At 70.2% G+C, this 16,947-nt stretch carries 20 protein-coding genes, 1 pseudogene and 1 riboswitch; of the genes and pseudogenes, 15 read left to right on the top strand and 6 right to left on the bottom strand.

Features of this window, described 5'->3' with window-relative positions; all coding sequences use genetic code 11:
• The first annotated feature begins 18 nt into the window (after positions 1–18).
• Both ABZ194_RS01255 and ABZ194_RS01260 read left to right on the top strand, forming a co-directional pair.
• Complete coding sequence (locus tag ABZ194_RS01255; protein ID WP_355590433.1) at positions 19–567, top strand: hypothetical protein; 549 nt, start codon at positions 19–21, stop codon at positions 565–567.
• The gene (locus ABZ194_RS01260; protein ID WP_355590436.1) at positions 564–731 is read left to right on the top strand and encodes a hypothetical protein; all 168 of its coding nucleotides are present in this window, start codon (positions 564–566) and stop codon (positions 729–731) included. Before ABZ194_RS01255 ends, ABZ194_RS01260 begins: the two co-directional genes overlap by 4 nt.
• Here the strand turns inward: ABZ194_RS01260 and ABZ194_RS01265 are convergent.
• Complete coding sequence (locus ABZ194_RS01265) at positions 721–1,692, bottom strand: NAD(P)-dependent alcohol dehydrogenase (protein ID WP_355590439.1); 972 nt, start codon at positions 1,690–1,692, stop codon at positions 721–723. The genes ABZ194_RS01260 and ABZ194_RS01265 overlap by 11 nt on opposite strands.
• 513 nt (positions 1,693–2,205) lie before the next feature.
• Here ABZ194_RS01265 and ABZ194_RS01270 point away from each other — a divergent pair.
• Together ABZ194_RS01270 and ABZ194_RS01275 are read left to right on the top strand one after the other, a co-directional pair.
• Positions 2,206–2,442: a hypothetical protein gene (locus ABZ194_RS01270; protein WP_355590442.1), complete on the top strand. Its 237-nt coding sequence runs from the start codon at positions 2,206–2,208 to the stop codon at positions 2,440–2,442.
• Entirely contained in the window at positions 2,382–2,648 is a 267-nt protein-coding gene (locus ABZ194_RS01275) for an FAD-binding protein (RefSeq protein ID WP_355590444.1), read from the top strand. The genes ABZ194_RS01270 and ABZ194_RS01275 overlap by 61 nt, the downstream gene beginning before the upstream one ends.
• Here the strand turns inward: ABZ194_RS01275 and cobF are convergent.
• Complete coding sequence (gene cobF / locus ABZ194_RS01280; protein ID WP_355590447.1) at positions 2,602–3,366, bottom strand: precorrin-6A synthase (deacetylating); 765 nt, start codon at positions 3,364–3,366, stop codon at positions 2,602–2,604. The two genes, ABZ194_RS01275 and cobF, sit on opposite strands and share 47 nt — an antisense overlap.
• Before the next feature lie 424 nt (positions 3,367–3,790).
• On the opposite strand from cobF, the gene ABZ194_RS01285 reads away from it, so the two are divergent.
• The 11 genes from ABZ194_RS01285 (at position 3,791) to ABZ194_RS01335 (ending at position 12,837) form a co-directional block, all read left to right on the top strand.
• Complete coding sequence (locus tag ABZ194_RS01285; protein WP_355590450.1) at positions 3,791–4,210, top strand: CBS domain-containing protein; 420 nt, start codon at positions 3,791–3,793, stop codon at positions 4,208–4,210.
• A gap of 92 nt (positions 4,211–4,302) precedes the next feature.
• Complete coding sequence (locus ABZ194_RS01290; RefSeq protein WP_355590452.1) at positions 4,303–4,503, top strand: hypothetical protein; 201 nt, start codon at positions 4,303–4,305, stop codon at positions 4,501–4,503.
• Between the two features lie 39 nt (positions 4,504–4,542).
• A complete protein-coding gene (locus tag ABZ194_RS01295; RefSeq protein ID WP_355590455.1) occupies positions 4,543–4,725 on the top strand; it encodes a hypothetical protein in 183 nt (60 codons plus the stop codon).
• Positions 4,726–4,893: 168 nt separating this feature from the next.
• Positions 4,894–5,082, top strand: a riboswitch (cobalamin riboswitch).
• Positions 5,083–5,238: 156 nt separating this feature from the next.
• Positions 5,239–6,243 carry an ABC transporter substrate-binding protein gene (locus ABZ194_RS01300; RefSeq protein WP_355590458.1) on the top strand — a complete coding sequence of 335 codons (1,005 nt, stop codon included), beginning with the start codon at positions 5,239–5,241 and terminating at the stop codon, positions 6,241–6,243.
• Complete coding sequence (locus tag ABZ194_RS01305; RefSeq protein WP_355590461.1) at positions 6,240–7,316, top strand: iron ABC transporter permease; 1,077 nt, start codon at positions 6,240–6,242, stop codon at positions 7,314–7,316. The genes ABZ194_RS01300 and ABZ194_RS01305 overlap by 4 nt, the downstream gene beginning before the upstream one ends.
• Entirely contained in the window at positions 7,313–8,107 is a 795-nt protein-coding gene (locus tag ABZ194_RS01310) for an ABC transporter ATP-binding protein (RefSeq protein ID WP_355590589.1), read from the top strand. The genes ABZ194_RS01305 and ABZ194_RS01310 overlap by 4 nt, the downstream gene beginning before the upstream one ends.
• Complete coding sequence (locus tag ABZ194_RS01315) at positions 8,104–8,802, top strand: (2Fe-2S)-binding protein (RefSeq protein ID WP_355590464.1); 699 nt, start codon at positions 8,104–8,106, stop codon at positions 8,800–8,802. The genes ABZ194_RS01310 and ABZ194_RS01315 overlap by 4 nt, the downstream gene beginning before the upstream one ends.
• 300 nt (positions 8,803–9,102) lie before the next feature.
• Positions 9,103–9,813 (top strand): class I SAM-dependent methyltransferase, encoded by a 711-nt coding sequence (locus ABZ194_RS01320; RefSeq protein ID WP_355590467.1) that lies wholly within the window; start codon positions 9,103–9,105, stop codon positions 9,811–9,813.
• A gap of 584 nt (positions 9,814–10,397) precedes the next feature.
• Positions 10,398–11,129, top strand: coding sequence for a class I SAM-dependent methyltransferase (locus tag ABZ194_RS01325; protein ID WP_355590469.1), 732 nt, complete (start codon positions 10,398–10,400; stop codon positions 11,127–11,129).
• A gap of 74 nt (positions 11,130–11,203) precedes the next feature.
• On the top strand, positions 11,204–12,022 hold the full coding sequence (locus ABZ194_RS01330; RefSeq protein WP_355590472.1) for an iron-containing redox enzyme family protein: 819 nt from the start codon (positions 11,204–11,206) through the stop codon (positions 12,020–12,022).
• Positions 12,019–12,837: a glycosyltransferase family 2 protein gene (locus ABZ194_RS01335; RefSeq protein ID WP_355590474.1), complete on the top strand. Its 819-nt coding sequence runs from the start codon at positions 12,019–12,021 to the stop codon at positions 12,835–12,837. The genes ABZ194_RS01330 and ABZ194_RS01335 overlap by 4 nt, the downstream gene beginning before the upstream one ends.
• On the opposite strand, the pseudogene ABZ194_RS01340 reads toward ABZ194_RS01335, so the two are convergent.
• From ABZ194_RS01340 to ABZ194_RS01355, 4 genes and pseudogenes are all read right to left on the bottom strand, one after another.
• Positions 12,801–12,923, bottom strand: a pseudogene (locus ABZ194_RS01340) (hypothetical protein); the annotation flags it as partial. The gene ABZ194_RS01335 and the pseudogene ABZ194_RS01340 sit on opposite strands and share 37 nt — an antisense overlap.
• Before the next feature lie 410 nt (positions 12,924–13,333).
• The gene (locus ABZ194_RS01345; RefSeq protein WP_355590477.1) at positions 13,334–13,933 is read right to left on the bottom strand and encodes a hemerythrin domain-containing protein; all 600 of its coding nucleotides are present in this window, start codon (positions 13,931–13,933) and stop codon (positions 13,334–13,336) included.
• Between the two features lie 521 nt (positions 13,934–14,454).
• Complete coding sequence (locus ABZ194_RS01350; protein ID WP_355590592.1) at positions 14,455–15,156, bottom strand: DUF2071 domain-containing protein; 702 nt, start codon at positions 15,154–15,156, stop codon at positions 14,455–14,457.
• Positions 15,157–15,428: 272 nt separating this feature from the next.
• Positions 15,429–16,625 carry a PP2C family protein-serine/threonine phosphatase gene (locus ABZ194_RS01355; protein WP_355590595.1) on the bottom strand — a complete coding sequence of 399 codons (1,197 nt, stop codon included), beginning with the start codon at positions 16,623–16,625 and terminating at the stop codon, positions 15,429–15,431.
• Positions 16,626–16,947: the final 322 nt, after the last annotated feature.

The following is a 16,947-nucleotide window of genomic DNA, read 5'->3' on the forward strand; positions in this document are numbered from 1 at the left end:
CCGGTCCATGCTGTGCCCATGAGTGACGCGCTGGAGAACCTCGCCGACGCCTTTCAGCCCGGACCGGCTCCGGGTCCTGGACGCACCCCGGGGCCCATCGGCATGACGGTCCTGCTGATCTGCTGGGTGGGGCTGGGCCTGATACCCCTGGTCTTCTCGGTGGACGGGCTCAAGCTCGCGACCGGGAGGGTCGGCACCCCCGGCGTCCTCACGGTCGTCTCGTGTGAGTCGCTGGGCCGGGGGCGCTACGACTGCAGGGGCGTGTTCGCGCCCGACGGCGGCGGTGACGCGGTGCCGGTGGCGGCCTCGCCCGACTCCAGTACCGGAGACGTCGGACCCGCTCAGCTCACCCCCGAGGGCGACCGGGCCGTCCCGGCCGGCACCGCCGGCCTTCTCGCCGCGCTCACGCTGCCCTTTTTGGGGGTGGGGGTGTTCGGTTTCCTGCCCTACGTGCTCCTTCACGTTTTCCGGGTACGGCGGGGGCGCCGCGCCGCCGTGGTCTTCGGCTGTCTGCTCACGGCGCTCTCGCTCGCCGGGGTCGTCGTCGGCCTGGTCGCGGCCGGGTGAGCGACTACGGACCGGACCCCGGTGCGGCGGGATGGTTCGTGACCGTGCTCTCGGCGGGTGCCTGTCCGGGCGGGCTCGTGGTCAGCGCCCGGCCGGTGCCGGCCCGCCGAGCACGGACGGCCAGGGCCGCCCTCCTGTTCGCCGTGGTGCGCCTCACAGGGTGATGACGACCTTGCCTCGCGCATGACCCTCGGCCATGTAGCGGACGGCGTCGGGGACATCGCTCAGCGAGTACGTTCTGCCGATGATCGGCGTGACCTTGCCGTCCTCGATCAGTTCGGCCAGGAGGCGCAGGTCCTCCTCGCGCGGGGCGGACATGAGCGTGAGCAGCCTGTGCCCCACGAAGGGCGCCAGCAGCATCGCCCGCAGTTGACGGTCCACACCGCCGAGCCACCTCCCGCCTCCCTCTCCGCCCATGATGACGAGGGTCCCGCGGGGGGTGAGGGCCCGCCGCAGACGGGACAGCGGGCTGTTGCCCGCGATGTCGAGGATGAGGTCGTAGCGGGGTGGCCGGCTCGCGAAGTCCTCGCGTGTGTAGTCGATGACGTGGTCGGCGCCGATCGAGCGGACCAGGTCCGCCTTGTCCGTACCGCAGACGCCGGTGACCTCCGCGCCGAACTCCTTGGCCAGTTGCACCGCGAACGTCCCCACTCCGCCTCCGGCCCCGATGACCAGCACCTTCTGTCCCGGCTGGACCGCCCCCCGGTCGCGAAGGCCCTGCAGGGCCGTCAGCGCGGACACCGGTACGGCCGCCGCCTGCTCGAAGGTGAGACGGGCCGGCTTGTGCGCGAACCTGTCCTGCCGGCCGCGGGCGTACTCGGCGAAGGCGCCCCCGCAGGTGCCGAACACCTCGTCACCCGGCTGGAAGCGGGTGACGTCGCGCCCGACCGCCTCCACGCGCCCCGCCACCTCGACGCCCCGTACCCGGACCCTGGGCGCGCGCAGCCCGTAGCCGAACAGGCGCAGCAGGTACGGCAGGCCCGTCATGAGGTGCACGACGCCCGCGTCGACGCCGGCCGCGCGCACCCGGATGAGCACGTCGTCGTCCCCGGCCGTCGGCGGGTCGATGTCCCTGAGCTCCAGCACGTCGGCCGAGCCGTAGGTCTCCTGAACGATCGCTTTCATGAGGTCTCCTCACGTTGTCGGGTGGGGCGCCGAACGTCCGCGTGATCCGGAAGGCCGTCTCCGGGGGCGGGGCGGCGGTCCTGGAGACGGCGATGCCGGTCTGGCGGGTCACGCCGATATGGTCCGCCGGCTCCGTCCGGGTCATCTCGCCGCAAGCGAAGCGGAGGAGCCGGATCGTGCTGGTAACCCTGAATGTAAAGCAACGCAGACGTAATGTCTATTTTTCTTTACATTGGATCGGATGGTGCCGGGGCGGCGGTTCAAGGCCGGGGTGCGACGGGCGGCTCGGGCGACCTGACGGGAGGGGGCACATTCCGAGACGCCGCCACGAGAGACTCCCCACGGCGGCCCCCACAGGTCCGCGGGCGGTGGTGTGTCGGCACGCTCCGCCTGTGGCCTCCATGCGCGCCGTGTGCCCGCCTCTCGGCGAGGGGGTGCCACGCCTCTCGCCATGTGGGTGGACGTGACCGCCTCCGTCTCTGGAGGTGCCCGCCGGGCAGGAGGGAGGAGCCGATGCCGATCGAGGCCGAGGCGCTCTCCGATGAGACCGCCACGCTGGACGACGCGAAGCTCGCAGAACTCCAGGCGACCTTCCACGATCCTGTGATCGCGCAGGGGGACGACGGCTACGACGAGGTGCGAGCGGTCCAGAACGGGCTGATCGACCGCCGGCCCGCTCTCGTCATGAGATGCCGGGTGCCGCGGACGTCGTCGACGCCGTCGATCTGGCCCGCGAGTACGGTCTGCTGACGGCGGTGCGCGGTGGCGGCCACAGCGTCGCGGGCCACAGCGTCTGTGACCGCGGCCTGATGATCGAGAGGGGCGCGGCCGTCCTGCGGGTGAGGGCGCTGAGGCGGTTTCGCGTATCCGCTGCCGTTCTCGCGCACGCCATCGGGGGCACCGGGGCCGTTATGAGGGCTTCGGTGAGACGCGTCGCAGCAGGTACGTGTCCATGATCCAGCCTTTGCGCTCGCGGGCTTCGGCGCGGAGCTCGCGGATGCGGCCGGCGACCTCGGGCACCGGCCCGGCCACCAGGAGTTCGTCGGGGGTGCCGAGGTAGGCGCCCCAGTAGATGTGGAACTCCTCGCCCAGGCCGGCGAAGGCGCAGTGCGCGTCGAGCATGACGACGACGTCGTCGGCCGCGGCGGGTCCCTCCCGCGCCAGACGTCGCCCCGTGGTGATGTGCACGGCCCCGCCCACCCTGTTCAGGCCGGTGCGGTGCCGGGCGGTCAGGGCGGACACGCTGGTGATGCCCGCGACGACGTCGTACTCGAAGGCGACCGTGCCGCGCTCCGCGACCTCCTCGACGCCGGCCAGTGTGCTGTCGTACAGCCCCGGGTCGCCCCAGACGAGGATCGCGCCGGTCTCGTCGTCGCCGAGTTCGTCGCGGACGAACGCCTCGTACAGGTCGGCGCGCCTCGACCGCCACTCCTCGACGGCGGCGGCGTAGGCCGGGGTGGTGCGGTCCCGTTCGGGGTCACGGGCCTCCACCAGGCGGTACGGCGCGCGGGCGTGCGCCTCGATCATGTTCTGGCGGAGCCGGATCAGGTCGTGCTTGGCCTCGCCCTTGTCGAGGACGAGGAACGCGTCGGCCCGGCCGATGGCCTTGACCGCCTGGAGGGTGAGATGGTCCGGGTCGCCCGCGCCGATGCCGATGATGAGGATTCGCTTCACGTAGGAGAGTCTGCCGTCTCATCGGGGGGCGGCGCCCGCCGGGCCGCTCCGGGGGAGATGCCGAGCGGCCGGATGCGCGTTGACCCGCAGCCGCCCCCGCGAGACCTTCCGGGCCGATGCGGGGCGACGGACTTGGGGGCCGCCCCGAAACCCGGGGTCCGTCAGGTCGGCCACGGCCAGGTGGAGGTCCAGGTGGTTCCGATCTCACGCGGCCTCGCCTGCGACCGGGCTCTGCCCGGCGAGGGATTCCCGTCAGGTAGGCGATCTCGTCCGGAGCGGCCACCGGCCGATCCCGGGATCCGGCGGGCCGGACGCGAAGGCCGTACTCACCGGTCGCGGCGGCCCTTCATCGTCATGCCGGTAGGGACGAAGCCGGGAGGGTAAATACCCTAAAAGCAGATGAATCACCCGAAAGGGGATAATTGTGACGACAGCGCGGGACATCATGCATCCAGGCGTCGAGTGCGTCGGTGAGCACCAGAACCTCACCTTCGCCGCGCGGCGTATGCGCGAACTCGATGTGGGCGCGTTGCCGATCTGCGGCGACGACGACAGGCTCCACGGCATCATCACCGACCGGGACATCGTGCTCAAGTGCGTCGCCACCGGAGACGACCCGAACGTGGTCACAGCGGGGGAGCTGGCACAGGGCAAGCCGGTCACCATCGAGGCGGGCGCGGACGTCCAGCAGGTGCTCCACACGATGGAGGAGCACCGGATCCGCCGCCTGCCGGTGATCGACGAGCATCGGCTCGTCGGGCTGATCAGTGAGGCCGATCTGGCCCGCCACCTGCCCGAGGAGAGGATCGGCCACTTCGTGGAGGTGATCTGCGCAAGCCCGTGACCCGCGCAGCCGGTCAAGCCGGTGGGAACGGAGACGCGACCGGCCTGACGCCCCGCCGCGAGCGGAGGTGAACCGGGGCGACTCTGCGGATCGTGGCGGGGACGGCCAATCGCCCGCTGGCCGATTCTGTCGCCGGGGTGCTGGGGATCGAGCCGGCCTCGGTGACGGTGGAACGGTTTCCGGATGGTGAGCTCCGGCCCGACCGGTTTCCCAGCCCATTCACCAGCCACCTCCAGCGTGGATGCCCCGTCCTTCGGGGCGGGGAGGAAACGCGGCACGGTCAGGCACGGTGATCTCCTGGTTCTGTCGGTGGGCTCGGTAGGTTGATCGGCGTGTCCCGCTTCCGGCTTCGGCCGTCGCCCGCGCAGGAGCAGGCGCTCAAGGACTTCGCCCAGGCCATGGCGAACCTCTTCGGCGGCACCCACCGAAAGCCGGCCTGGCGCAGACGCGGCCGGGGCGAAGGGGGCCGTATCGTCGCGGTCAAGCCCGGAGATGTGCGCCGCCTGTCGCGCTGACCGTCCTGTTCGCCCTCCGCGCCCGCGGTACGGACTCGGAGGCAGACGGAGCGCGAGGCCGTATAACGAGACGAGGAGACCCGGCCGGGGCGCGGATCCGGAGGTCGACGTCGGTGAGGTTCTCTGGTGGTGGTGCGGAATTCGTGGTTTTGCCCGCCTGTGATCCTGTCTTTGCCTGTGAGACGATGTGCTCGTAGGCGACGGCGGATCGAGGAAACCGGTGTGAATCCGGTGCGGTCCCGCCACTGTGATCGGTGAGCGGATCCCGAACAGGCCACTGCCCGGATGACGGGTGGGAAGGCCGGGACGAGCGTCGACCCGAGAGCCAGGAGACTCACGCGGTCGCCTCCTCGCAGAAATTGGGGCGGATCTCCCCAAGAGAGGAGCGGTGATCGCCATGTCGCCCATCCGGCATGAGGTCCTTCGGGCTGCGCGCGTCATGAGCCTCTTTCGATGATCCGGCCCCCCCGCCCCGCTCATCGGGTTCGGCCCGTGGGTGAAAGGACCTCGTTCATGACGAGCCGACGCTCGCTTCCCCTCCTCCTGCTCCTCGCCTCCGCCCTGCTGGTGACCGGCTGCGGAACCGGTACGCAACCCGGCGCCTCTCCTGCCGCGAGCTCGTCCTCCACCGGTTCGGCCGTCGCGGGCTTCCCCCTCACCGTGACCAACTGCGGTGTGACGACCACCTTCCAGAGGCCACCGCGGCGGGCGGTGGCGCTCAACCAGCACGCCACCGAGATCATGCTCGCCCTGGGGCTGGAGAGGTCGATGGTGGCGACCGCCTACCTCGACGACAGGATCCTTCCCGAGTACGGGGCCGCCTACAGGGGGATCAAGGTGCTCGCCAAGGAGTACCCCTCCTACGAGGCGCTGCTGTCGGTCGAGCCCGACTTCGTCTACGGCGGGTTCAACAGCGCCTTCGACGAGAAGGAGGGACGTGGCCGGGCCGTCCTGGCCAGGGCGGGGATCGACTCCCACGTCAACGTCGAGGGATGCCCGACCGGCCCGGTGACCGTGACCCGGGCCGAGGACGAGATCCGGGCGATCGGCAGGATCTTCGGTGTGCCCGACCGCGCCGAGCGGCAGATCACCGCGATGCGCGGTGTGCTGGACGGCGTCAAGAAGAAGATCGACGGGGCCGGCCCGCTTAAGGTGTTCGTCTACGACAGCGGCGAAAAGACCGCTTTCACCGCGGGCGGAGCCGGTATCGGCAACGAGATGATCAAGTTGGCCGGTGGGACGAACCTGTTCGGTGACCTTCCCAAGTCCTTCGGAGACGTCTCCTTCGAGCAGGTCGCGGAGCGGGCGCCCGAAGTGATCGTCATCTATGACTACGGCGACGAGCCCCTGGAGGACAAGAAGAGGTTCCTGCTCGCCAACCCGGCGCTCAAGGACGTACCCGCGATCAAAAACCGGCGGTTCGCGGTGCTGCCGCTGTCGTCGGCGGTGCTCGGCGTGCGGGTGCCCTCCGGCGTGGAGTCGCTGGCCCGTCAGATCCACCCGGACCGCTTCGCGTGACCAAGATCGCCACCTCCCGGCCGCCGGTGGTCACGGCCGCCGGTGGCCGCGGGCGTGTGCCGTACACGCTGGTCCTGGCGGCGCTCGCGGTCGCCGTGACGATGGCCGCCACGGCAGGGATCGCGGTCGGCTCGGTGCGCCTGCCGCTCGGTGAGGTGTGGGCCATTCTGCTGCACCGGCTGTACGCGCCTCTGGCCGAGCCCACCTGGACGCCGGTCAGGGAGACGATCGTGATGGACGTCCGCGTTCCTCGCATCCTGCTCTGCGGCGTGGTGGGCGCGGGGCTGTCGGTGTGCGGGATGGCCCTGCAGGCGCTGGTACGCAATCCGCTGGCCGATCCGATGCTGCTCGGGGTGTCCTCGGGCGCGACGGTCGGCGCGGTCGTCGTCATGGTCTTCAACGTCTCGCTGATCGGTGCGTTCACGCTGCCGCTGGCCGCCTTCGCCGGCGCTTTCCTGGCGCTCGTGCTGGTCTACTTCCTGGCCCGCGCCGGGGGGCGGATGACCACCGTACGGCTGGTGCTGTCCGGGGTCGCCACGGCCGAGGTCCTCTCGGCCGTCGCCGGCTACCTGATCATCACCTCGGGCGACCCGCGCAAGACCGAGTCGGCGCTGCGCTGGATGCTGGGCGGCCTGGCCGGCACCACCTGGGACCTTGTCTGGATCCCCGCCGCGGCGGTCCTGCTCGGCACCGGCGTGCTGCTGGGCCTCAGCCGCCCACTCAACCTGCTGCTGGCGGGGGAGGAGGCCGCCGCCGCCCTGGGACTGAACGTGCACCGCTTCCGCGGCGCGCTGTTCGCGCTGGTCGCCCTGATGATCGGCACGATCGTCGCGGTCAGCGGCTCCATCGGGTTCGTGGGGCTGATGCTGCCGCACGTGGTGCGCCTGCTGGTCGGCGCCGACCACCGGCGCGGGCTGCCCGCCGTCGCCCTGCTGGGCGCGGCCTTCCTGGTCGCCGCGGATCTGGCCGCGCGCAGCGTGATCACCCCGGAGGAGATCCCGATCGGTATCCTGACCGCCCTGACCGGAGGCCCGTTCTTCCTGTGGCTGATGCGGCGCGGGGCGGCCCGATGACGGCGGCGGACGGGCCCGCCGTGCTGCGGGCCGACAACGTCGGCGTGGTCGTCGACGGCCGGGCCCTGGTGTGGAACGTCTCCCTGGAGGTCGCCCCGGGCGAGGTCGTCGCGCTCGTCGGCCCCAACGGGGCGGGGAAGTCCACCCTGCTGCGCACCTTCTACCGGGCGCTGCGCCCCACGTCGGGGCGGGTGACGCTGGACGGTGAGGACGTCTGGCGGATGACCGGCAGACGGCTGGCCCGGCGGCTGGCCGCCGTCCTGCAGGAGGCGCCCGGCGAGTTCGAGCTGACCGCGTACGACGTGGCCGCCATGGGCCGCACCCCCTGCAAACGGGCGTTCCAGGGCGACGACTCCGAAGACCGGCGCATCGTCATGGGCGCGCTGGGGACACTGGACGTCGCCGGCCTCGCCCACGCGCCCTTCGACCGGCTGTCCGGCGGCGAGAAGCAGCGTGTCCTCATCGCCCGCGCCCTGGCACAGCGGACCGGGACGATGGTGCTGGACGAGCCGACCAACCACCTCGACCTGCGCCACCAGCTGGACGCCCTGCGACTGGTCCGCAGGCTCGGTGTGACCGCCGTCGTCGCGCTGCACGACCTCAATCTGGCCGCGGCGTTCTGCGACCGGATCTGCGTCATGGACGCCGGCCGCCTGGTCGCGGCTGGTCCGCCCGCCCAGGTGCTCACCGCGGACCTGCTGGCCGAGGTCTACCGCGTGGACGCCGAGGTGGGCCCGCACCCTCACACCGGCGTCCCACAGATCAGCGTGCTCCCGGGAGATCTGACATGACCCGCCTGCGCCCCGCCCCGCCCGAAGCCGTCGCCGCCGCGCTGGCCGGCCTCACCGGCCTGGGCACCTTCTTCACCCTCGCCGTAGGCGAGGCCGACGGCGTCTGGCGGCCCGTCACGGAGGCCTACGCGGAAGGGCTCCCGCATCTGGTTGCCGGTCGTGTGGCCCCATACGGCACAGCCGAGCACCGCGTCGCCGCCTCCGTCGTCCAACTCGGCCACGCCGCCCGCCTGTGGTCTCCCGTACTGGGCTGCGTCCTGGTGTACGGCGTCGTCCCCGACCTCGGAGATCTGTGGCAGCAGGCGCACGGGCCCGCTCTGCGGCTGCCCGCGGCCCGCGGCTGGTACGCGCCCGAGGGCGAGGACCTCGTCCAGACCGTCTACCGCCTGGTCATGGACGAGCACCTGGCCGTGCTGGCCGCCGGGCTGCGGGTCAAGATCGCCCCGGGCCTGCTACGCGGCAACGCGGGATCCGCCCTGGCCGGGGCGGCGCACGTCCTCCTGCGAGCCCGCCCCGATCTGCGCGGGCCCCTCACCCAGCTCGCCGAACGGCTGCTCGACACCGCGGCGCTACGCGGCACCGGCGAGTTCACCGGGCCGGATCTGGCGTTCCGACGGCGAAGCTGCTGCCTGTACTACCGCGTCCCGGGCGGTGAGAGATGCGGGGACTGCTCACTGGAGCGGAAACTCCGATGAGGGTCGCGTATCCGCTGTGACCAAGAACACACCCCGGCCCGCGCGAATCAGGTCCTGAGGCGATACTGAGATGCCCGCGGCCGCCCCTCACAGGAGCGTCGCCGAGTGGGGAGCGCGCGTCCGGAGTCATCTGCGTGGCGGTCCCGGAAAGTGCCGGAAGGCCGCCTGCGCGGCCTTCTCCGCCGCCCCCGAGGGGGAGGGAGAGGTCATCCGGCCGGCGCTGATGTGCTGGAGGCGCCTAAGATCAGAAGGGACGGTCACCGCCGGGGGAGGTTCTGAGTGGACCGGACTATCCGCACAATGGATGATGTTCTAGGCCTGCTGGATCGGCTGTTCGCATCGGACGCGGACCAATGGACGCGGGACGCCTCGACGTGGTGGGACCGTTTCTACGCCGACCGCTCAAAGCCGGTTCCCTTCTTCGTGACCAAGCCGGACGAGAGTCTGGTGTCCTACCTGGAGCGAGGACTGCTCGCTCCGGGGCGTGCCCTGGACCTGGGCTGCGGGCAGGGTCGCAACGCCATCCATCTCGCCTCGCTCGGCTTCGAGGTGGATGCCGTCGACCTCTCTCCCGTCGCCGTGGCCTGGGGGGAGGAGCGGGCTCGTGAGGTGGGCGCCGACGTCCGCTTCCACTGCGGCGACGCCTTCACCGCCGGATCGGCGCTCGGCCGGTACGACCTGGTCTATGACTCCGGCTGTCTTCACCACCTGCCACCGCACCGCCGGGTGAGCTACCGGGACCTGCTGGACCGGGTACTCGCCCCCGGCGGTCACCTCGCCCTCACCTGCTTCGCCGCCGGCGGCGTGGGTTCCGAACTGCCCGACGAGGAGTTCTACCGCGAAGGTCGTCTGCACGGCGGCCTGGCCTACACGCCCGGCGCACTGCGCTGGATCTTCTCCGACCTCACCGAGATCGAGGTGCGCCACATGGAGGAGCAACCGGCCGGCGGACCGGTCTTCGGTGTCCCCTTCCTCCTGGCCGCGCTGTTCCGGCGCCCGGCGGGGGATTGACGGCGCGTACCCGGTCGATCGAGAAGGGCCGGGCGGCCGGATCAGAGCGGGAAAGACCGTCTCATCCAGGGGCTTTCCGCGGTGAGCCCCGTGGAAGGACCCCGTTCACGACGAGACGGTTAGGAGCCGTTTCTTGGATCTCCTGACAGCGGGCGTGTGACTGGTGACGCTTGATGTATGGGCCGTGGTGATCTGTGGTGATCCGACGTCGTGGCTGTGGTCGGTTGCGGGAACACGTGACGCCCGGGACTCGAATTCGGAGTCCCGGGCGTCGTCGTTCGGGGGTGAGCCTGCGGGTCGAAGGAGGTCCTGCGCGGGGCCGAGCCCGTTTCAGAAGAGCGGTGTACTGCTCGACGCGGATCTCGATCTTGGCATTGGGCGGTCCTTCCTCAGCCACACGCGGACGGGCTCAGGGACCGGAGACCTGCCGGCTCGACGCGTTAGCGATGATCACGCCGGGGGCGGTACCGCGGCGGTTCTCGGCCCGGCCACGCGCGACTCCTGCCGGGTAGCCGTAGCCGGGACGTTTTTACCGCCTGTCAACGGGCACGTCAGCCTCAAGGGTCAAGAGAGACGGGGGTCTTATGACGCAGGTGTTTGATGTGTCTACATATGGCCGCGCTATAGCCGACATCTACGACACGACCATGGCGGGGGCGGCCACGGAAGCCGCAGTGGACCGGCTCTGCGAGCTCGCCGGCGGCCTGCCCGTCCTGGAGTTCGGCATCGGAACCGGACGGCTGGCGCTGCCCCTGGCCGCCCGGGGACTGACCGTTGTGGGCGTCGACGGTTCCGCGGACATGGTTGAGGTGTTGCGCTCCAAGCCCGGAGGCGACCGCATCCCGGTGACGATCGGCGATTTCGCCGCCACCCGGGTCGAGGGTGACTTCAACCTGGTCGTGCTCGCGATAAACACGATCTTCGCTCTGCCTTCGCAGGACGCCCAGGTCGACTGCTTCCGCAACGCGGCGGCCCATCTGCGTCCTGGTGGCCGGTTCGTGGTCGAGGCATGGATACCCGACATGGCGGCATTCCACAACGGGACGGCGCTGCGCCTGGTGTCCCTGAGCGAGGACGGCGTTCTGGCGGAGGCGGCGCGGCTGTCTCCGGCGGACCAGATGATGTACACGACGAAGGTCCGCATGACCTCTGATGGCCTGCGACTGCTGCCCGCCAACCATCGTTACGCCTGGCCGTCCGAACTCGATCTGATGGCGCGCCTGGCGGGTATGGAGCGCGAGCACCGCTGGGCCGATTGGAACGGCGCGCCCTTCACCGACGACAGCCGAACGCATGTCTCGGTCTATCGCCTCTGACCCTTTCCTTCCTCTCGCCGGCTTTTTCACCGGCCCTTTTCGCCAAGTCCCTTTCCTCGTCTTGGGAGACCGCGATGCATTTGCCCACGCCCCGAGGCCCCATCACCGCCGCGCTGTTTGAACGGCTGACGCGTCCGCCGCACGGATTCGATCCGCCGGCCGTGCCCGCGGGGGAATCCGTCGTCGACGACGAGGACCTTCAGCTAGCCCTGTTCACCTGCTATGAACTGCACTACCAGGGCTTCGACGGGGTCGATGACCGGTGGGAGTGGGAGCCGTCGCTGTTGCGGCAGCGGGGTGCGCTGGAGGAGCGGTTCGAGCGGGGGCTTGAGGTGATCGTGCCCCGGCCCGGCACGCCGCCGGCGCACATACGTCACGCCTTGACGGAGCTGGTGGCGAACGCGGAGGAAGGGCCCTCATTGGCCGCCTTCCTGGACAGGAAGGCCGACCTTGACCAGTTCCGTGAGTTCGTCGCCCATCGGTCGGTCTATCATCTCAAGGAGGCCGACCCCCACACGTGGGCGATCCCCCGGCTGTTCGGCCTGCACCGGCGGCACCGGGGCGCTCTGCTGGGTCATCTGGCGGCTTTCGAGATGACCTCCTCGCTTCCCAACCGCAGGTACGGCCGCGGCCTGCGGCGGCTGGGCGGCGACGCCGCCGCCTGCTTGTTCTACGACGAACACGTGCAGGCCGACGCCGTCCACGAGCAGATCGCCGTCCACGACATGTGCGGCGGATTCGCCGCCGAGCACCCCGTCCTTGCCGGTGACGTGCTGTACGGGGCGGCTTGCGCCCTCGCGCTCGACCGGCTTTTCACCGAGCGGATCCTGGACCGATGGGGGCGGGGGAGCACGTTGTTGTGCGAGGCCGGCCTGGCGGTGAGCGGCCGATGACGGATCTCGACTACGTGCTGCCGCTGCGCTGGGACGACGACTCGGGGCTGGAGGAGCTGACCGGCTACCTGCGATGGCTGAGCCGCATCGCACGGATCATCGTCGTCGACGGCTCCCCGAATCCGCTCAACCGCGGCTTCGGCGCCGACTACCCGGGCACGTTCGGTGTGCGCCGGTCGACCTTCCTGGAGATGGGAGGCTACGACGGGAACGTGCTGTTCGAGAACCTGGAGCTCATTAGGACGGTGCGCGTACACGGGGGACGCGAGTGCCGTCCCCGCGATCTCTACGTCCGCCGTCTTCCACCCGATCCGGCCAGGTTCTGGTCGCAGCGCGTGCGGCAGGCCTACGACGACCTGGCGCAGCCCGCCCGGATGGTGCTTTTCCTGTCCGTGCTGCCCGCATTGGCCGCCGGAGTGCTGCGGCGGCGTCACAGGGCGCTCCTCGCCTGTGCCGGGCTGGCGGTGGGGCTGGCCGAGATCGGTCGCCGCAGGGGAGGTGGCCACCGGGTCTTTCCCTTCGCCACCGTGCTCTTCGCCCCCGTGTGGATCCTGGAACGGGCCGTCTGCAGCTGGCTGGCGCTGGTGACCCGCCTCCTTCTCGGCGGTGTTCCCTACGCCGGTCGCCGGTTGAGAACGGCCGCGCACTCGCGTCGGCGGCTCAGAACGCGACCTCAGGCCGTCGCTTCGGGCTCACTGGCGGCGTGGAAGCCGGCCAGTTTGTGCGAGCCGTCGCAGAACGGCTTGGCCGACGAGCGCCCGCAGCGGCACAGCGCCACGGTGGTCCGGCCCGGGTCGATGGAGGTGCCGTCCTGAGTCAACAGGACGAACCTCCCCCGCAGCAGGAGTGGTCCGTCCTCGCACGGAGTCACTGTAACCAGATTGTCCGTTTCGTGTCGCATGTGGTCCGTTGTGCCCGTGGGGGCGTCTGGGAAACTCCGCCACGCTCCCTCACGGACTCTCCGGCGGCGACGGACGGATCGGCCGCCCGTCGTGGCCGACCGCTGACTCTTGGTGTCCGAGTTGAACTAATATAAATCTCATTAACGTGCCATTTATTAGATGTCTGGACATTTAATAACGGTGGCCGGGCTCGCGCGCGGAGGAGTCAAACCCGCGAACCATCTCCGCTTGGGCGGAACGCGTTGGAAAATGCCGCCCGGCCACGAGTTTTGCCTGTATCACTCGTTCAAGGAGGCCGGCGGGTCGTACCCGGCTGCCCGGCCTACGCGCCGAGCGCTGGGGACGCGTACGGCCCGCGTCCCCGACGTGAATCAGGGACGCGACTCGCGACACCCCCGATAAGGGCTTGTCAGTTCTCCCTGCCCATGGCTTTGCGGATCACGTCGCGGGCCCGGTCCATCATCGCGAGAGGGGTGCCGACCAGCAGGTTCTTGGTGGCCGACTCCACCCCCGGGTGCGGATGGGTCGGTGCCAGCGCCTCGGCGGCCTTCACCCCGGCCGCCAGCGTGCGACGCTCGGCCTCGGAGGTCTGCGAACGCAGCTGAGTGAACTCGTACCGCTCCTCGGCGCGCGCGTGGGCGGTCACCGCGGCACGCAGCGTGGCGAGGTGGATCAGGAACTGCGGGTCGCCGGCTCCGGCCTTGTCCATCCGCATGAGCAGTTGTTTGGCCTCGTTCTCCTCGGCCAGCCGGTCTTCGACCACGTCCTCGCCGCCGTTGATCTTGCGGCGCGCGTAGGGGTGGACGACCTCCTCCTCGGCTGTCTCGTGTACGGCCAGCAGTCGCACCAGCCGCTGGAACGGCTCGGCCCGCTCGCCCGCAGGTGCGTTCTCGACCTCGTCGAAAAGGTCGCGGATCATTGCGTGCTGCCGTAGCAGCAGATCCACGACGTCGTTCTCCTCCATCAGCTCGGGAACGGTCTGACGATTGTTTTTGGTGTTTTCCCTCATATAACGGCCTTACCCCAAGGGGGCTCGTATATCTGCCCGCGTGTGCAACCGTTCATGTGATCTCTCCTTTACCCGCGGCACAGTACCGGCCCGGTACGGGCATCGGAAACCACCGGGACCGGGGCGAAGGTACGACGCGGGGCTGGGGCGTCCTCGGGTTGGGGCGGAGCTGAGGGGGTACGGCGGACGCCTCACCTCCGAGCACACCTCACTGAGCGGAGGAGAGGCGAGATGACCTTTAAATGGAGACCGCCGAGCGAGCTGGTCGTCGACGGGAACCGCGCCAAGTCCGGTGAGGAGTAGCGGCTGGAGACCGAGGGGCCGCATCCGGTGCAGAGCCTGCGCGCCGAACGCTGAACGCGCGGCCCGCCCGGGGCCGTCTCATCCCGGAGACGATGGCGTACACACGGTTCGAGCGCCTCTGACCGGGCTTCACCATGGACGCGCCCCTCTCGCCGGGCCGTGTGAGAGGAGCGCCCACGGCTGCGCGGTCGCCGGTGCCGAGTGGCAGGCCGTCCGCCTCACGGACGGTCGTGGGGCGTGCGTAGCCGGCTCCACATTCCCACCCGTACGCGCACCCCGGGGGAGGCGTGCAGGATCGGGTCGCCGTCCGGGGCGGTGAGCCCCGCCGCCTGGAGGAGATCCTGGTCGAGGTGGGTCAGCCGGGCGCGGTGTAGCGGCCACGGCCGATGCTCGACCTCGGCGTGGGCCGGTCTGCCTCCGATGACGGTGAACAACCGGTAGCGCTCGGTGAGGAAGTCCGTCAGTTCGTCGCGCTCGGCGTCGGCCAGCGGAGCACCCAGCTCCACGCCGGCGTCGCATCGGGCGCCGGTGGGCCCGGGCCGGCGACGCCGGCAACGATAGGCGCGCCGTCCGTCCTCGGCGCGCACCGACATGTCGGACCAGTAGTAGGGCAACCGGTAGCCTGCCCGGGCGCCGAGGACGGGAAGGAGACGTCCGGCGTCCAGCGACAGGAACCACAGGCCGCCGCGCCCCTGCGGGTCTCGCACGTAGGTGCGCACATTCGTCTCGGGGAACCGCGACAACCACGGCAGTGCCGGGACACCGGGCACCCGTACGTCCTCCATGAGAAAAGGCGTCAGGCCCACCCAGGCCGAGCCGTCGAACTCCTCCACCGTGAGCCCGGGGGGAAGCATCGACTGGACCAGTGCGGGGGAGTAGCGCCAATGGATGAAGGATATGTGGGACCACCGTTGATACATCACCGGTCGAGTGGCCTCTGGCGATCGTGTCGTTCGCATCCTGTCCTCCTACCCCGGTGGAACCGGTCCAGAGCGACGCCGACGACCCCGGAGACCGGTACGGCGCGGGGGCAGCTGAAGATCACGGAGCGTGATGTCGGAACCCGCTCCCTTGGGGGCGTCGCGGGATGCCTGATTACGGTCGTCAACTCGATCCTCCTTCCCGTACGCGGGACATGAGACTTGGCGAGGCCGAGTAGCGTCCGCGGACGCGGCGTCGGCCTTCTGCCGGCTCACGTCAGGGTCAGCCGGCGCTGCGCGGTGCCGTGCCACTCGGTCAGCAGCACGGTGGCGTCGTCCTGCAGTTCGCCGTTGTGGTATTCGAGCACGCTGCGGATCAGGCGGCGCAGGGTTTCGGGTACCGGCAGGCCGTCGGCGGTGTGGCGGATGATGAAGTCGACGAAGCGGTTCAGGCCGAACTCCCGGCCGGAGGCGCAGCGGGCCTCGGTGATGCCGTCGGTGTACAGCAGCACCCGATCGCCCGGCTGTAGCTGCTCGCGGCACACGGTGACCGGCAGTCCCAGGGCCAGGCCCATCGGGTGGGCGGGCCGGCAGACGAGGGAGACGGTCCAGCGGCCGCCGCGGATCACCACCGGCGGATGGTGGCCGCGGTTGACCCAGGTCAGTACGCCGGTGGTGGTGTTCAGGTCGGCCAGGATCGCGGTGACGTAGCGGGTGGAGCGGCCGAACTCGTTGATCAGGGTCTTTTCGACCTTTTCGGTGTTGGTGGCCAGGTCGACGCCTTGGCGGCGGTTGTTGCGGCAGCCGGCCACCGCCAGGCTGGCGGTCAGCCCGGCGGAGACGTCGTGGCCCATCGCGTCGAAGATTCCCAGATGCGCCACATCGCCGGCGATGGCGTAGTCGAAGGCGTCGCCGCCGACCTCGTAGGCCGGCTCCATCGCCGCGGCGATCACCATCTCGGTGCTGGCGAAGGTCAGCGGCGGCATCAGCTTCCACTGCATTTCGGCGGCCACGTGCATCGGCCGGGTACGCACCAGCCGGGCGTAGGAGTCGCTGTGCGAGCGTTTGCTGACCACCAGCAGCGCCACCAGCGACGCCAGCGCCCGCATCGCCTCCATCTCGCCGGCCGGGGCGCTGACGCGCAGCATCCCCAGCCGTTCGGTGCCGTCCAGGATCGGCACCCACCACTGACCGGCCTTCCCTTCGGCGCCGTTCTGGAGGAGCACCCGCGTCTCCTGAAAGCCTCGCCCGGCCAACGTCCCGTCGATCCGCAACTCGGAGGGCTCGCCGCAGGCGTCCTTGCGGGCCTTCTCGCCGTGGCCGGTCAGCAGCCGCAGCACCTCCTGCTGCAGATCGGCCAGATAGATCAGCACCTCACCCAGACCGGCGTACGCGGCATGCTCACCGACCAGGCCCGGCACCTGCTCCAGCGCCGTCAGATGACTGGCCTCCAGTAAGCCTGTCAGCATCCGCGCCGTACCGTCCCGGCTGCTCACCGCGATGGGTTTCTCTGCATGTGACCCACCCATATCCAGTGATGATGTGTTCACACCCAACCGGAGTGCTCATCCACCATAAGCCCGAGAGGGAAATCCCGAACACCGCGGGCTCCCTTACCCCCAACCGATGACCGCCGGCCCAAAAAGTCTCGCGGGCGCCCCACCATGGCGTCCAGCGCCGATCCGGTGTCGTGGGCCGGCGGGCCGGTGCGCGTGTACCCCGGCCACCGGCCGGGTTCACCGAACTCGGCTGCCGTGGCTGTGGCAGGTTCCGGAGAACACGTGACGCCCG

This window comes from Streptosporangium sp. NPDC006007 (genome assembly GCF_040614315.1).
Classification (GTDB): Bacteria; Actinomycetota; Actinomycetes; order Streptosporangiales; family Streptosporangiaceae; genus Streptosporangium.

Excerpts from the sequence above, each read along its gene's own strand:
- ABZ194_RS01265 (WP_355590439.1), bottom strand. The coding sequence starts at position 1,692 with ATGAAAGCGATCGTTCAGGAGACCTACGGCTCGGCCGACGTGCTGGAG.
- ABZ194_RS01275 (WP_355590444.1), top strand. The coding sequence starts at position 2,382 with ATGCCGGGTGCCGCGGACGTCGTCGACGCCGTCGATCTGGCCCGCGAG.
- ABZ194_RS01345 (WP_355590477.1), bottom strand. The coding sequence starts at position 13,933 with ATGAGGGAAAACACCAAAAACAATCGTCAGACCGTTCCCGAGCTGATG.
- ABZ194_RS01325 (WP_355590469.1), top strand. The coding sequence starts at position 10,398 with ATGACGCAGGTGTTTGATGTGTCTACATATGGCCGCGCTATAGCCGAC.
- ABZ194_RS01335 (WP_355590474.1), top strand. The coding sequence starts at position 12,019 with ATGACGGATCTCGACTACGTGCTGCCGCTGCGCTGGGACGACGACTCG.
- ABZ194_RS01300 (WP_355590458.1), top strand. The coding sequence starts at position 5,239 with ATGACGAGCCGACGCTCGCTTCCCCTCCTCCTGCTCCTCGCCTCCGCC.
- ABZ194_RS01255 (WP_355590433.1), top strand. The coding sequence starts at position 19 with ATGAGTGACGCGCTGGAGAACCTCGCCGACGCCTTTCAGCCCGGACCG.
- ABZ194_RS01315 (WP_355590464.1), top strand. The coding sequence starts at position 8,104 with ATGACCCGCCTGCGCCCCGCCCCGCCCGAAGCCGTCGCCGCCGCGCTG.
- ABZ194_RS01270 (WP_355590442.1), top strand. The coding sequence starts at position 2,206 with ATGCCGATCGAGGCCGAGGCGCTCTCCGATGAGACCGCCACGCTGGAC.
- ABZ194_RS01355 (WP_355590595.1), bottom strand. The coding sequence starts at position 16,625 with ATGCTGACAGGCTTACTGGAGGCCAGTCATCTGACGGCGCTGGAGCAG.
- ABZ194_RS01310 (WP_355590589.1), top strand. The coding sequence starts at position 7,313 with ATGACGGCGGCGGACGGGCCCGCCGTGCTGCGGGCCGACAACGTCGGC.
- ABZ194_RS01320 (WP_355590467.1), top strand. The coding sequence starts at position 9,103 with ATGGATGATGTTCTAGGCCTGCTGGATCGGCTGTTCGCATCGGACGCG.
- ABZ194_RS01350 (WP_355590592.1), bottom strand. The coding sequence starts at position 15,156 with ATGTATCAACGGTGGTCCCACATATCCTTCATCCATTGGCGCTACTCC.
- ABZ194_RS01330 (WP_355590472.1), top strand. The coding sequence starts at position 11,204 with ATGCATTTGCCCACGCCCCGAGGCCCCATCACCGCCGCGCTGTTTGAA.